Source organism: Haematobacter sp., from assembly GCF_032102465.1.
Lineage (GTDB): Bacteria > Pseudomonadota > Alphaproteobacteria > Rhodobacterales > Rhodobacteraceae > Haematobacter.
In genome coordinates, this window is sequence record NZ_DAMDHB010000034.1 from 1 (window position 1) to 12738 (window position 12738).

Consider the following 12738-nt stretch of genomic DNA (forward strand, 5'->3'; position numbering starts at 1 on the left):
GGCGGGCGTCGCATCCGGCCTGGGCGGCATCGCGCGAGCGGCAGGCAGCACAGCCACATCGCCGCTGCGCCGGGCGGCGGCAAGCATCAAATCCAGCTTTTCCGATGGCGTGAAAGCCGGGTTCGGCGCGACCGGCGGCACGTCCTCCATGGGATCGACCGGCAGCACGTCCGCATCCGCGCCGGCCGCTGGCACATCGCCCGGCTGGGCGCAGCGGATGCGCCAATCCGGCCACACAGGCCATGCCGTCCAGACGGCCGCGCACGCTGTCCGCTCTGGCGACAGCCACGCCTCTGGTTCTTCCGTCAACCTCTCTGAAAGCGACCGCACATGAGCATCTTCAAAAGACCCGCCGTGCATTACGGCAAGACCCCACAACCCGAAACGCCCTATCAGCGCGCCGCGCAGGTTTGGGACGAGCGCATTGGCTCGGCCCGCGTGCAGGCGAAGAACTGGCGCTACATGGCGTTCGGCAGCTTGATCCTTTCGGCCGGCTTCGCCGCCGCGCTTGTCTGGCAATCGGCGCGCGGGACCGTCGTGCCCTGGGTAGTCCAAGTTGATCGGCTCGGCCAGGCGCAGGCCGTCGCGCCGGCCACGGCCGACTATCGCCCGACCGATCCGCAAGTGGCATGGCACCTGGGGCGCTTTATCGAACAGGTCAGGAGCATCCCCGCCGATCCCATCATCGTCCGCCAGAACTGGCTACGCGCTTACGAGTGGACGACCGACAGGGGCGCGGCGGCGCTCAACGATTATGCCCGCGCCAACGACCCGTTCACCAAAGTCGGAAAGCAACAAGTCGCGGTCGAGGTGTCGAGCGTTATTCGCGCCTCGCCGGATTCCTTCCGCGTCGCCTGGACCGAACGTCACTACGAATCCGGCCAGCTATCAACAACCGAGCGATGGACCGCGATCCTGACCATCGCAATCCAGCCGCCGCGCGATACCGAACGGCTGCGCGCAAATCCGTTGGGAATCTACGTCAATGCAATTTCGTGGTCGCGGGAGATGAGCCAATGAGGACGATCATCCGCACTTCGGCGATTCCCGCCGTCCTGCTTTCCGCAACCATGCTTGCCGGCTGCGCGACCTACAAACCGCCGCAGATCAGCTACGATGCGAGCGTGCCGCCGCTACCTGCCGTGCCCGCGGCCGTCACCGACGACCGGCCGCGGCCGATCCATATCCCGCCCGCCTGGACCGTCGCACGCGGCGGCACCGCCGCCGGCACACCGACCGCGCGCGTCGAGAACGCCAATGCCGCCGCCCGCGTGCAGCCGCGCCGCGAGGGCTATTACAACTCCATCCAGATTTACCCGTGGAGCGACGGCGCGCTCTATCAGGTCTATGCCGCGCCCGGCCAGATCACGAACATCGCCCTGGAGCCAGGCGAAAGCCTGACCGGCGCGGGGCCGATAGCGGCCGGCGACACGGCACGCTGGATTATCGGCGATACGGAATCCGGTTCGGGCGTCACGCGCCGCGTCCATATCCTCGTGAAGCCAAGCCGGCCGGACATCACCACCAACCTTGTCGTGACGACCGACCGGCGCGTTTACATGCTCGAGCTGCGCTCGGGCGAGAAGCCCTATATGCCGGCCGTCGCTTGGGCCTATCCGCAGCAGCCGGCCGGACAGCGGCAGGCGGTGCCGGCCACGCCGGTCATCCCAGCCGTCGCCGCGCGCAACTATCGCTATGGACTGACGGGCGACAATCCAGCTTGGAAGCCCGTCGCCGTCTATGACGACGGCAGGCGCGTCTATGTCGAGTTTCCGCGCGGCATCGTTCAAGGCGAAATGCCGCCGATCTTCGTGCTCGGCGCGGACGGCGAGGCGCAGATCGTCAACAGCCGCATCCATCAACACATCCTGATCGTGGACCGCCTGTTCGGCGCGGCCGAGCTACGCCTTGGCAGCGGCAACCGCCAACAGACCGTCAGGATTGTCCGCACGGACGGGAGGCCATCGTCATGAGTGAGAATGACACCAATACCGCCGCGCCAATGCGGCTTCGCGCGGAAGCCCCGCGCGTCACCCGCCTGTCGCGCAAGGTGCTCGCCAGCGTGGCGGCCGTCGCCCTGGTCGGCGTCGGCGGCGCGCTGATCTACGCGCTCCAGACCCGCGACGGCGGCACGGGCGGCGAAGAACTGTTTTCGACCAACAACCGCCAGCCTGCCGATGGGCTTGCCGGCCTGCCGCGCGACTATACCGGCCCGGTCCTGGGGCCGCCGCTGCCGGGCGACCTCGGCAGACCCATCTTGGACGCGCAGAACAGGGGCCAGCCAGTCGTGCCGCCGACGATCACCACGCCGCCCGTGGATCGCGCCGAGGAACGCCGGCTAGCCGAGGAAGAAGCCGCGCGCGTCAGCCGCGTCTTTTTCCAGACCGAGGCGCGCACAGGAATCCCGGCCGCAACGCCGGGCGGCGCGACCACACCGGGACTTCCCGGCCTCGACCTTGCCGGCCTGACAGGGCAGCCCGGCCAGCAGACCGCGCAGGACAAGCAGCTTGCTTTCCTCAATGCGCCTGTCGATCGCCGCACCACGTCATCGGATCGCGTCATGGCTCCAGCCTCGCCCTTCGTGCTCCAGGCCGGGGCCGTGATCCCGGCTGCGCTCATTACCGGCATCCGTTCCGATCTTCCGGGGCAGATCACCGCCCAGGTGACGCAGCACATCTATGACAGCCCGACCGGCAGCCTGCTCCTGATCCCGCAGGGGACGCGGATCATCGGGCAGTATGACAATAGCGTTCAATTCGGCCAGCGCCGTGTGCTGCTCGTCTGGAATCGGCTGATCCTCCCCAATGGTCACTCTATCGTTCTGGAGCGCCAGCCGGGCGCGGATAGCCAGGGCTACGCCGGTCTTGAGGATGGCGTCGATTATCATTGGTGGGATTTGGCGAAGGCCGCCGGCTTGTCCACGCTGCTCGCGGTCGGCACGGAGCTGGCCGTCAGCGACGAGGACCGCCTTGTGCGCGCCATCCGCGACGGAGCGCAGGACACCATCAACGACGCCGGCCAGCAGATCATCCGCCGCCAGTTGCAGGTTGCGCCGACGCTCACGATCAGGCCGGGCTTCCACGTCCGCGTCATCGTCACCCGCGACCTTGTGCTCGAACCCTACAGGAATTGACCATGAGCAAGCTGAAACTCGGCACGTTGCCCGACGACAAGCCCGTTAAGGTGTCACGCGAATTGCCCGCGACACTCTTTCGAGATTTGCAACTTTATGGACGCTTGTTGGCAGGGGCAGGACAGCCGCCGATAGAGCCGGAAAAGCTAATTGTGCCGATGCTGGAACGCTTCCTCGCCACGGATCGAGAGTTTCAGAAGGCCCGCCGCGCGGCCAGCTAACCTAGTTAGCGGCACCCGACAGCAGGGGTGCCGCCAGCGCGTGAGCGCAAATGCGGCACGCTACAGGCCGCCGATCCCCCTCCATGCTTCGCCTAATTCCGGGGCTTCCAGCCACCCGGAATCCAGCAACGAACCACGGAGGATTCCATGTGTGCGAGACGCCGCCATACCCAAAGGGGCCGCCCACGACAGCCGGCTCCGCAGACGCTTCCCGATGACCTTTACGACTATGACGACGATCCCGCGCCGCGCATCAGCCCGCCGCGCGGAAGCCCGCCCGATGCCTTCGACGTGGAGAAGCTGCCCGTCATCGACGACTGGCCGGAGAAAGTGCCGATCACCGAGGCAGAGATTCAGGTGTTCGAGCGATGGTTTGCCGATGTCTTCGACGAGATGTTCGGCCCACTTCCACCCCTGGCAGGATTGACAAAGTTATCCTCATATGATAACAAAAAGCCATGAGCGAGGATCGTGATCCGAACCTCGACACGCTTCTGGACCTCGACGGCCAGGTGCTCGTTGTCGATCCCGAGGGCGGCCATTGGGTGAAGTTCATCGTCACCCGCGTTCCGGCATCGCCGGAGAAGCCGCACGGCCTCGATTACTCGCTCACGCTTCACGGGCCTTCGGGCGAACGGTTGGTCGGCTTCGACAACGCCCATCCAGTCGGCCGAGGCAGGCGCGGCGATCCGATGGACCATCGGCACCGCCTCCAGACAGTGAAGCCCTACGCCTACGAGGATGCGGCCACGCTGCTGGCCGACTTCTGGCAGGCGGTGGACGCGGTGTTGAAGGAGCGAGGCGTAACATGACCACATTGAAAGTCGGGATTGCCGGCTACGAAGAAATGAAGGCCCGCACCATGCGGATTGCCAAGGGCGAGGAAAAGCCCGCGCCCGGCGATCCGAAGGTGTGGTTCACATCAATGGAATCCTTCGCCAAGGTGCTGTCGGCGGGCAATCGCGAATTGCTGCGCGTCATCGACCAGCAAGCGCCGGGTTCGCTGGAGGAACTGGCCGAGATCACCGGCCGGGCCAAGTCCAACCTGTCCCGCACTCTGAAACGGATGGCCAGTTACGGCCTTGTCCGCATGGAGAAGGGCGAAGGCCGCAAGCTCACGCCCAGGGTCATCCACGACCGAGTAGAACTAGACTTGCCGCTGACCGAGCGCGCAGGGCCGCGCAAGGCGGCAGGAGGCCGGCAATGAACGTCCATAGTCCCACCGTCCACAATCCCAACGTCACGCTGCGCGCCGCCCTCTATCTGCGCGTCTCCACCACTCGGCAGGCCGAGCATGACGTGTCGATCCCCGACCAGAAGCGCCAGGGCGAAGCCTATTGCGAGGCGCGCGGCTATCAGCTTGTCGAAACATTCGTGGAGCCGGGCAACAGCGCGACCAACGACCGCCGCCCGGAGTTCCAGCGGATGATAGAGGCTGCCACCGCCAAGCCGGCATCGTTCGATGTCGTCGTGGTTCACAGCTTCTCACGCTTCTTCCGCGACGAATTTGAAATGGAGTTCTATTACCGCAAGCTGGCGAAGAACGGCGTGAAGCTGGTTTCGATCACGCAGGAGCTTGGCGATGATCCGATCCACGACATGATGCGGCGGATCATGTCGCTATTCGACGAATACCAGTCCAAGGAGAACGCCAAGCACGTCCTGCGCGCCTTGAAGGAGAACGCCCGGCAAGGCTTCTGGAACGGCTCGCTGCCGCCCATCGGCTACCGCGTCGTCGCGGCCGAGCAGCGCGGCGCGAAGGTCAAGAAGAAGCTGGAAATCGACCCGCTGCACGCCGAGACGATCCGGGTCATCTATCGCCTTGCGCTGGAGGGTGAAGGTTCATCCGGCCAGATGGGCGTGAAGGCCATCGTCAAATATCTCAATGGCAAGGGCATCTTCACGCGCGACGGCGGGCGCTGGGGCATCGGTCAGGTTCACCGCATCCTGACCCGGCGCACCTATATCGGCGAGCATCGGTTCAATCGCCGTTCCAACAAGGGAGAGGTGAAGCCCGAAGACGAGGTTATCACCGTTCAGGTGCCGGCGCTTATCGAGCGGGAGACGTTCGACGCGGTGCAGAAGCTTTTGCAGGCCCGTAATCCCAAGACCGAGTTGCCCGCGCGCGTCGTGATCGGGCCGACGCTGCTAACCGGCATCTGCTATTGCGGCAATTGCGGAGGCGCGATGACCATTCGCACCGGCAAGGGTGGCCGCTATCGCTACTATGCGTGCTCGATCAAGGCGCGTCAGGGCGAAACCGGCTGCAAGGGCCGCGCGATCCCGATGGATAAGCTCGACCGAATGGTGGTCGGGCATATCGAGGAACGCTTGCTCGATGCCGACCGGCTGGAGGACTTGCTTGGCACCGTGCTCGGCCGTCGCGACGATCAGGCCGAGCGTCGCCGGCACCACATCGCCGAACTGGAGCGGCGCGCGACCGAATCGGAATTGCGCCTCAAGCGCCTCTACGACGCCATCGAGGCGGGCGTCGCCGATCTTGACGACCCGGCGCTCAAGGAACGCATCGCCGGCCTCAAGGTCATCCGCGATCAGGCCAGGGCCGACGCCGACCGGGCGCAAGCCTTGCTCGACAGCCCCGGCCACAGCGCCATCACCCCGACCATGATCCGGGGATTTGCGCGTCGCGCACGCGAACGCATCCGGGGCAGCGAGGGCGGCTATCGGCGGGATCATCTGCGCTCACTGGCGCAGCGTGTCGAGGTCGCAGACGACGCAATTCGCATCATGGGATCGAAGACGGAGCTGCTAAGGACGCTTATTGCTGGCCAAGTGCGGCAATCGGCGGTGGCTGGCGTGCCCAGAGGGGTTCCAAAGTGGCGGAAGAGGTGGGATTCGAACCCACGGATGGTTGCCCATCGCCGGTTTTCAAGACCGGTGCCTTAAACCGCTCGGCCACTCTTCCGTCGGTGGGCGGATAACGGGTGGCGGGCGATTCGGAAAGATAAATGCTGCGCTGCATGAACTTGCGCTAGCGTCGTTGATAAATGGAACGGAAACCGGGCGAACCGGATGGAAACGGGACAGGGGAGAAGCGGGACAGGGGATGAGACACGCAGTGGCAGGTGTTCTGGCCGCGATGATGCTGGCGACCTGCGGCATGGAACCTGTCGTTCCGGCTCCTACGTTGGAGGAGCAGGCCCGGCCGCGCGCGGAGGAACGGTCGGCGCCGGACGTGCTGCGCCTCTCCGGCAGCGCGGTCTGGGACGGGCGGCCCACGCTCGGTGGTCTGTGGATCGCGCGCCCCGGAGTGGAGAGCCGCCGTGTGCTGGTCGAGGGGCGGAACGGCAGTGCGGCGGCCACGCTCCTGCCCAACATGTCCCGAGATCAGCGCTTTCAGCTTTCCTCCGACCTCGCGGGGGTGCTTGGAGTGAGCGCGGGTCAAGGGATTGCGGTGCGTGTGACGGCGCTTGTGATGCCCTCTGCGGGTGCCTCTCCCCTCTCGGCAGACACTCCTGCCGTCGTCCCTGCGGTGGCGGAGAGCGCCGCGCGGGTTACCCTCAGCAGGCCGCAGGCGATTCAGGTCGCGGTCTTCGGGGTGGAGGCGAATGCCCATGCGGCCCGCGAGAAGCTGGCGGAGGCAGGGCTTCGCGCGGAAATCCGGCGGTCGGGGGCTGCCTGGCGGGTCACGATTCCGCTTGGTGGGGCCGCGGGGGATGGCGCTCCGGGCGAACTTCTCGCAAAAGTGAAGCGGCTCGGGTTTGCCGATGCCTACGCTGTCGCCCTATGAGGCCACCCGGATCTGGATGGAGAGCCATGTTCAAGCCTTTTACCCCCCTCGTGCTCGCGGCTCTCGCAGCCCTTCCCATCCCTGCCTCGGCGTTCGAGACGCGCGCGGGCTCGGCCTATGTGGTGGATTTCAAGACCGGCACCGTCCTCATGGACAAGAACGCGGAGGTTCCTCTGCCGCCCGCCTCCATGTCCAAGCTCATGACGCTCAACATGCTGTTCGAGGCGCTGCGGGACGGGCGGGTGACGATGGACACCACCTTCGCCGTCTCCTCCAAGGCGCGGGCCATGGGCGGTTCGACCATGTTCCTGAACGAACGTGACCGCCCGACGGTGGAGCAGCTCGTCAAGGGGATCATTGTGCTTTCCGGTAACGACGCCTGTGTCGTGGTGGCGGAGGGGCTTGCCGGATCGGAGGAGGCCTTTGCCCGCCAGATGACGGAACGAGGGCGGGCCATCGGGCTGGAAGCCTCCCATTTCTCCAACGCCTCCGGCTGGCCCGACCCGGAACAACGGATGACGATGAAGGATCTGACGACGCTGGGCGTGCATCTGATCCGCGAATTTCCCGAATACTACCATTACTTCGCGATCACCGAATTTCCCTTCGACAACCGCGCGCCCGCCAACCGGCACAACCGTAATCCGATCCTGAGCCTCGGCATCGGGGCGGACGGGCTGAAAACCGGGCACACGCAAGAATCGGGCTACGGCCTTGTCGGTTCCGCGCAGCAGGGCGAGCGGCGCGTCGTGTTCACGCTGAACGGGATGGCGACGGAAGCGGAGCGGCGGGAGGAGTCGGAAAGTGTCGTGAACTGGGCCTTCCGCAACTTCGTCGAAAAGACCGTCGTCCGTAAGGGCGAGGTCATCGTGGAGGCCGATGTCTGGATGGGCAGCACCTCTACGGTCGGCCTGACGGTGACGGAAGATCTTCAGCTTCTGGTGCCGGCGCTGGTGCAGGGGCAGGTCTCGGCAGAGGCCATCTATGCCGCCCCGCTGAAGGCACCGCTCGCAGCCGGGCAGCAGGTCGGCGAACTGGTCATCCGCATGCCGGACATGGAGCCGCGGCATGTCCCGCTTGTCACCGCGACGGCGGTGGCGGAGGGGGGGTTCGGCACGCGGCTCTTGACGGCGGCCCGTGTGCTGGTGCACCGCATGACCGGTGCGGAGAGCGCCCCCGCCGGCGGGGCGGAGTTCTGAGCGGGCCCCGGCCGCTTGCCGCCGAACCGGGCGGAGGGGCGTGTGTTCATCAGCTTTGAAGGCATAGACGGGTCGGGCAAAAGCACTCAGGCCCGGCGGCTGGCAGCGACCCTCGCGGCTGAGGGGCGGGAGGTTCTGCTGACGCGGGAACCGGGCGGATCACTCGGCGCGGAGGAGATCCGCCGTCTCGTTCTGGAGGGGGAGCCGGACCGCTGGTCGCCGGAAACGGAGCTTCTGCTCTTTACCGCCGCCCGCCGGGATCACCTCGAACGCACGATCCGCCCCGCGCTCGCTGCGGGCCAGTTGGTCGTCTGTGACCGTTTCGCCGATTCCACTCGCATCTATCAGGGTGTGAGCCGTGGCAATCTGCGGGGCATGGTGGACAGGCTGCACGACCTGATGATCGGGGTGGAGCCCGACCTGACCTTCATCATCGACATCGACGCCGAAACCGGCCTCTCCCGCGCCCGCGCCCGCCCCGGCGGGGAGCAGAGGTTCGAGGATTTCGGCCTCCCGCTTCAGGCGCGGATGCGGGAGGGGTTCCTGGCGCTGGCGCGAGAGTTTCCCGTCCGCTGCCGCGTGATAGACGGCGGAGACGACGAGGATACCGTGGCCGCCCGCGTGCGCGCGGCACTGGGCGAGGCGGGATGAGCGACGATCTTCCCGAATCCGACCGGCTGGAGGGCGTGCCCCATCCCCGCGAAACGCAGCGCCTGTACGGTCAGGAAGCGGCGGAAGGTGCCTTTCTCGACGCGGTGGAGACCGGGCGGCTGCACCACGGCTGGCTTCTCACCGGCCCGCGCGGCATCGGCAAGGCCACGCTGGCGTGGCGGATCGCGCGCTACCTGCTGCAACCGCCCGCGCCGGGGATGTTCGGCGCGACGCTCGACCCGCCGCAGGACGATGCCCTGGCCCATCGCCTGCGGGCGTTGAGCGAGCCGCGCCTGCTGCTGATCCGCAGGCCCTATGACGAAAAGGCCGGCCGCTTCAGGGCAGAGATCCCGGTGGATGAAGTGCGCCGCCTGCGCGCCTTCTTCGGCCTCTCCGCGGCAGAGGGCGGTCGCCGGGTGGTGATCGTCGATACGGCCGATGAGCTGAACCCCAACGCCGCGAATGCGCTGCTGAAGGTGCTGGAGGAGCCGCCGGAGGGCGCGGTGCTCCTGCTGGTGAGCCATCAGCCCTCGCGGTTGCTGCCGACCATCCGGTCCCGCTGCCGCGAGCTGCGGCTCCGCCCGCTGGATCAGGCCGACCTGTCCCGCGCGCTGGAAGGCGCGGGCGTGAGCGGCGAGGGGGCGGCGCTGGCGGCCCTTTCCGGGGGATCGGTGGGCGATGCGGTGCGTCTTGGAGCAGGCGGGGGCGCCGAGCTTTACGGACATATCCTCGCGCTCATGGCAAAGGCGCCGGGCATGGACAGGCAGGCAGCCCTGTCGCTGGCGGAACGCGGAGCGGGCCGGGGGAACGAGGCGGCGTTCGACCTGATCCTCACGCTGCTCGACCTGTTTCTGGCCCGCCTTGCCCGGACAGGTGTCGCGGGACCGCCTGAACTGGAGGCCCTGCCGGGGGAAGGGGCGCTCCTCGCGCGGCTTTCGCCGGACCTCGCGGCCGCCCGCCGCTGGGCCGAAGTGCAGGAGACGGCAGGCGCCCGCGCGCGACAGGGACGGGCGGTGAACCTTGACCCTGCCACGCTTCTCCTTGATATGGTTCTGACACTGGACGAGACGGCGGCGGCAGTGGCCGCCCGTTGAGGCACCGATGACCGATCATTCCTCCCCTTCCGCTTCCCCCGCCGACGCGGTTCCTGAAATCGTTGACAGCCACTGTCACCTCGACTTTCCCGACTTTCAGGGAGAGCTTGACGACGTGGTGGCCCGCGCCCGTGCGGCTGGCGTGACGCGGATGGTCACGATCTGCACGCGGATGGGCAGCCTTCCCACCGTGCGCGGCATCGCCGGGCGGTTCGATGGCGTGTTCTACGCGGCGGGTATCCATCCGATGTCGGTGGCGGAGGAGCCGCCGGTGACGTTGGCGGAGCTTCTGGCGCTGGCGGATGATCCGCAATGCGTGGGGATCGGCGAGACCGGGCTCGACTATCATTACTCCGCCGACAGCGCGGAGGCGCAGGCGGTCAGCCTCCGGCTTCATATCGACGCCGCGCGGCGGACGGGCCTGCCGCTCATCATCCATTCCCGCGACGCCGATGCGGATATGGCCCGTATCCTGACGGAGGAACATGCCAGGGGCGCCTTCACCGGCGTCATGCATTGTTTCACCTCTTCCGCCGAACTGGCGGAGGCGGCGCTGGCCATCGGGTTTTACCTTTCCATGTCGGGGATCACCGCTTTTCCGAAGTCCGGCGATCTGCGCGACATCTTCGCCGCTGCCCCGCGGGACCGGATATTGGTGGAGACGGACTCCCCCTATCTCGCCCCGCCGCCCCACCGGGGCCGCCGCAACGAACCGGCCTATACCGCTTTCACCGCACGCAAGGGGGCGGAGACGCTGGGCATGGACTATGCCGATTTCGCGCGCCTGACCTCCGACAATTTCGACCGCCTTTTCGCCCGCGCGGCGCGAAAGGCGGATGCGGCATGACGGGGCGGATCACCTATACCATTCTGGGCTGCGGATCCTCCGCCGGGGTGCCGCGTCTGGGCGGCCACTGGGGGGAATGCGACCCGGCCAACCCGAAGAACGAACGTCTCCGCTGCGCGCTCCTTGTCACGCGCGAGACGCCGGAGGGGGTTACGCGCGTGCTGGTGGACACCGGGCCAGACCTGCGCACCCAGCTTCTCCGCGCCGGGGTGGGGGAGCTTGACGGCGTTGTCTATACCCACGCCCATGCCGACCATGTTCACGGAATAGACGATCTGCGGCAGGTGGTGTTCAACATCCGCCGCAGGCTCGACGTCTGGGCGGATGAGCCGACGTCGGAGGCGCTGCTCCACAGGTTCGACTATGTCTTCGTGCAGCCGCCCGGTTCCTCCTACCCGCCGATCCTGAACCTCCAGCCGATCACCGGCGCGTTCGAGGTCACGGGGGCGGGGGGGACGATCCCGTTCGTGCCCTTCCGCGCGAACCATGGCAGCATCGACGCGCTCGGCTTCCGTATCGGTGACGTGGCCTACCTCCCGGATGCGCTGGAACTGACGGAGGAGGCCTGGCCCGTGCTCTCCGGTCTGGACTGCTGGATCGTCGGCGCGCTCCGGCGCAAGCCGCATCCGACCCATGCCCATCTGGAGCGCACGCTGGGCTGGATCACGCGCGCCGCCCCGCGGCAGGCCGTGATCACCAACATGCATATCGACCTCGACTATGAGGATGTGATGGCGGAGACGCCGGAGAACGTCGTGCCGGCCTATGACGGGCTCACGCTGAGCTACGATCTCTGATGCAGGCGCTGGTCGATGTCATCCTTCCGGTCTTTCTCGTCATCGGCTTCGGCTACTTCATCGCATGGCGGGGGCTGTTCACGGACCAGATGGTCGATGCGCTCATGCGTTTCACCCAGAACTTCGCGATCCCCTTCGTGCTGTTCCGCGGCATTGCCACGCTGGACCTTGGTCAGAGCTTCGATATCCGGCTGCTGGCAAGCTTCTTCATCCCGGCGATCCTGTGCTTCCTGATCGGAGCCGGCGCCGCGCGCTATGCCTTCAGGCGGCCGCCGGAGGATTGCGTGGCGGTCGGCTTCTGCTGCATGTTCTCCAACTCCCTCCTGCTCGGCATTCCCATTGCGGAACGCGCCTTCGGGCCGGAGGGGCTGGCGGGCAACTACCTCATCATCGCCTTCCACTCGCCACTGCTTTACGGCATCGGCATCACGCTGATGGAGGTGATCCGCAGCCGCCACGCCGCGAAAAGTCCCGCCCGGGTTGCGGTGCAGGTGCTGAACGCGATGTTCCACAATCCGCTGGTGATGGGTGTGACCACCGGCCTTGTGGTGAACCTCACCGGATTGCCGCTGCCGGGGCCGCTCTGGGGCGGGGTCAACATGATGGCGCAGGCGGCGCTGCCGGCCGCGCTTTTCGGTCTGGGCGGCGTGCTGTTCCGCTACCGGCCGGAGGGGGACATGAAGCTGATCATGGTGATCTGCTTCCTGTCGCTGATCGGGCATCCGGCGCTGGTCTGGCTAATGGGCAAGGCCTTCGGGTTGCCGTTCGAGGGGTTCCGTTCCGCCGTCCAGACCGCGACGATGGCTCCGGGTGCGAATGCCTATCTGTTCGCCAACATGTATGGCGCGGCCAAGCGCGTGGCCGCCTCCTCCGTCTTGCTCGGAACGGCGGCTTCCATGCTCACCATCTGGGTCTGGCTGAAGCTTCTGGGCGCCTGAGGGCAGGCCCCGGGCGGCCCCGCCGAGCCCAACCGGCGGCGGGCGGATGCCCTTTGTCTCCCGCAGAAAGGTGTCCGATCCGCCCGACTCTCCAACAGGCCTTCAGG

At 66.8% G+C, this 12738-nt stretch carries 15 protein-coding genes, 1 tRNA gene and 2 pseudogenes; 16 read left to right on the plus strand and 2 right to left on the minus strand.

What is annotated here, in order from left to right:
* The 9 genes and pseudogenes from RT513_RS20865 to RT513_RS20870 all read left to right on the plus strand — a co-directional run.
* Window positions 1-334, plus strand: a pseudogene (locus RT513_RS20865) (P-type conjugative transfer protein TrbL); the annotation flags it as partial.
* Window positions 331-1020 carry a conjugal transfer protein TrbF gene (gene trbF / locus RT513_RS16585; protein WP_003052357.1) on the plus strand — a complete coding sequence of 230 codons (690 nt, stop codon included), beginning with the start codon at window positions 331-333 and terminating at the stop codon, window positions 1018-1020. The pseudogene RT513_RS20865 and the gene trbF, both read left to right, overlap by 4 nt.
* On the plus strand, window positions 1017-1973 hold the full coding sequence (gene trbG, locus RT513_RS16590) for a P-type conjugative transfer protein TrbG (RefSeq protein ID WP_306122278.1): 957 nt from the start codon (window positions 1017-1019) through the stop codon (window positions 1971-1973). Before trbF ends, trbG begins: the two co-directional genes overlap by 4 nt.
* Entirely contained in the window at window positions 1970-3133 is a 1164-nt protein-coding gene (locus tag RT513_RS16595; RefSeq protein ID WP_306122277.1) for a TrbI/VirB10 family protein, read from the plus strand. Before trbG ends, RT513_RS16595 begins: the two co-directional genes overlap by 4 nt.
* Window positions 3134-3135: 2 nt before the next feature.
* On the plus strand, window positions 3136-3354 hold the full coding sequence (locus tag RT513_RS16600) for a DUF2274 domain-containing protein (protein ID WP_030540344.1): 219 nt from the start codon (window positions 3136-3138) through the stop codon (window positions 3352-3354).
* A gap of 147 nt (window positions 3355-3501) precedes the next feature.
* On the plus strand, window positions 3502-3816 hold the full coding sequence (locus tag RT513_RS16605; protein ID WP_306122276.1) for a hypothetical protein: 315 nt from the start codon (window positions 3502-3504) through the stop codon (window positions 3814-3816).
* A complete protein-coding gene (locus RT513_RS16610) occupies window positions 3813-4166 on the plus strand; it encodes a DUF6516 family protein (protein ID WP_003052370.1) in 354 nt (117 codons plus the stop codon). Before RT513_RS16605 ends, RT513_RS16610 begins: the two co-directional genes overlap by 4 nt.
* The gene (locus tag RT513_RS16615) at window positions 4163-4561 is read left to right on the plus strand and encodes a winged helix DNA-binding protein (RefSeq protein WP_003052372.1); all 399 of its coding nucleotides are present in this window, start codon (window positions 4163-4165) and stop codon (window positions 4559-4561) included. The genes RT513_RS16610 and RT513_RS16615 overlap by 4 nt, the downstream gene beginning before the upstream one ends.
* Window positions 4558-5616, plus strand: a pseudogene (locus RT513_RS20870) (recombinase family protein); the annotation flags it as partial. The gene RT513_RS16615 and the pseudogene RT513_RS20870, both read left to right, overlap by 4 nt.
* Here the strand turns inward: RT513_RS20870 and RT513_RS16630 are convergent.
* On the minus strand, window positions 5503-6051 hold the full coding sequence (locus RT513_RS16630) for a hypothetical protein (RefSeq protein ID WP_030540348.1): 549 nt from the start codon (window positions 6049-6051) through the stop codon (window positions 5503-5505). The pseudogene RT513_RS20870 and the gene RT513_RS16630 overlap by 114 nt on opposite strands.
* A 141-nt stretch (window positions 6052-6192) precedes the next feature.
* Window positions 6193-6280 (minus strand) — tRNA-Ser (locus RT513_RS16635).
* Window positions 6281-6421: 141 nt separating this feature from the next.
* On the opposite strand from RT513_RS16635, the gene RT513_RS16640 reads away from it, so the two are divergent.
* From RT513_RS16640 to RT513_RS16670, 7 genes are read left to right on the plus strand one after another with little or no spacing between them, the layout of a single operon-like run.
* Complete coding sequence (locus tag RT513_RS16640) at window positions 6422-7105, plus strand: SPOR domain-containing protein (RefSeq protein ID WP_313534159.1); 684 nt, start codon at window positions 6422-6424, stop codon at window positions 7103-7105.
* Window positions 7106-7131: 26 nt separating this feature from the next.
* Window positions 7132-8304: a D-alanyl-D-alanine carboxypeptidase family protein gene (locus RT513_RS16645; protein WP_313534160.1), complete on the plus strand. Its 1173-nt coding sequence runs from the start codon at window positions 7132-7134 to the stop codon at window positions 8302-8304.
* Window positions 8305-8346: 42 nt separating this feature from the next.
* The gene (gene tmk, locus RT513_RS16650) at window positions 8347-8955 is read left to right on the plus strand and encodes a dTMP kinase (protein ID WP_313534161.1); all 609 of its coding nucleotides are present in this window, start codon (window positions 8347-8349) and stop codon (window positions 8953-8955) included.
* The gene (locus RT513_RS16655) at window positions 8952-10049 is read left to right on the plus strand and encodes a DNA polymerase III subunit delta' (RefSeq protein ID WP_313534162.1); all 1098 of its coding nucleotides are present in this window, start codon (window positions 8952-8954) and stop codon (window positions 10047-10049) included. The genes tmk and RT513_RS16655 overlap by 4 nt, the downstream gene beginning before the upstream one ends.
* Window positions 10050-10056: 7 nt before the next feature.
* Window positions 10057-10896 (plus strand): TatD family hydrolase, encoded by an 840-nt coding sequence (locus RT513_RS16660; RefSeq protein ID WP_313534163.1) that lies wholly within the window; start codon window positions 10057-10059, stop codon window positions 10894-10896.
* The gene (locus RT513_RS16665; RefSeq protein ID WP_088214732.1) at window positions 10893-11693 is read left to right on the plus strand and encodes an MBL fold metallo-hydrolase; all 801 of its coding nucleotides are present in this window, start codon (window positions 10893-10895) and stop codon (window positions 11691-11693) included. Before RT513_RS16660 ends, RT513_RS16665 begins: the two co-directional genes overlap by 4 nt.
* On the plus strand, window positions 11693-12631 hold the full coding sequence (locus RT513_RS16670) for an AEC family transporter (RefSeq protein WP_313534164.1): 939 nt from the start codon (window positions 11693-11695) through the stop codon (window positions 12629-12631). Before RT513_RS16665 ends, RT513_RS16670 begins: the two co-directional genes overlap by 1 nt.
* The last annotated feature ends 107 nt before the right edge of the window (window positions 12632-12738 follow it).

Coding starts and splice junctions, on each gene's coding strand:
- RT513_RS16665 (WP_088214732.1), top strand. CDS start 10,893: ATGACGGGGCGGATCACCTATACCATTCTGGGCTGCGGATCCTCCGCC.
- RT513_RS16595 (WP_306122277.1), top strand. CDS start 1,970: ATGAGTGAGAATGACACCAATACCGCCGCGCCAATGCGGCTTCGCGCG.
- trbF (WP_003052357.1), top strand. CDS start 331: ATGAGCATCTTCAAAAGACCCGCCGTGCATTACGGCAAGACCCCACAA.
- RT513_RS16645 (WP_313534160.1), top strand. CDS start 7,132: ATGTTCAAGCCTTTTACCCCCCTCGTGCTCGCGGCTCTCGCAGCCCTT.
- trbG (WP_306122278.1), top strand. CDS start 1,017: ATGAGGACGATCATCCGCACTTCGGCGATTCCCGCCGTCCTGCTTTCC.
- RT513_RS16600 (WP_030540344.1), top strand. CDS start 3,136: ATGAGCAAGCTGAAACTCGGCACGTTGCCCGACGACAAGCCCGTTAAG.
- RT513_RS16640 (WP_313534159.1), top strand. CDS start 6,422: ATGAGACACGCAGTGGCAGGTGTTCTGGCCGCGATGATGCTGGCGACC.
- RT513_RS16605 (WP_306122276.1), top strand. CDS start 3,502: ATGTGTGCGAGACGCCGCCATACCCAAAGGGGCCGCCCACGACAGCCG.
- RT513_RS16610 (WP_003052370.1), top strand. CDS start 3,813: ATGAGCGAGGATCGTGATCCGAACCTCGACACGCTTCTGGACCTCGAC.
- RT513_RS16615 (WP_003052372.1), top strand. CDS start 4,163: ATGACCACATTGAAAGTCGGGATTGCCGGCTACGAAGAAATGAAGGCC.
- RT513_RS16630 (WP_030540348.1), bottom strand. CDS start 6,051: ATGATCCCGCCGATAGCCGCCCTCGCTGCCCCGGATGCGTTCGCGTGC.
- RT513_RS16660 (WP_313534163.1), top strand. CDS start 10,057: ATGACCGATCATTCCTCCCCTTCCGCTTCCCCCGCCGACGCGGTTCCT.
- RT513_RS16655 (WP_313534162.1), top strand. CDS start 8,952: ATGAGCGACGATCTTCCCGAATCCGACCGGCTGGAGGGCGTGCCCCAT.
- RT513_RS16670 (WP_313534164.1), top strand. CDS start 11,693: ATGCAGGCGCTGGTCGATGTCATCCTTCCGGTCTTTCTCGTCATCGGC.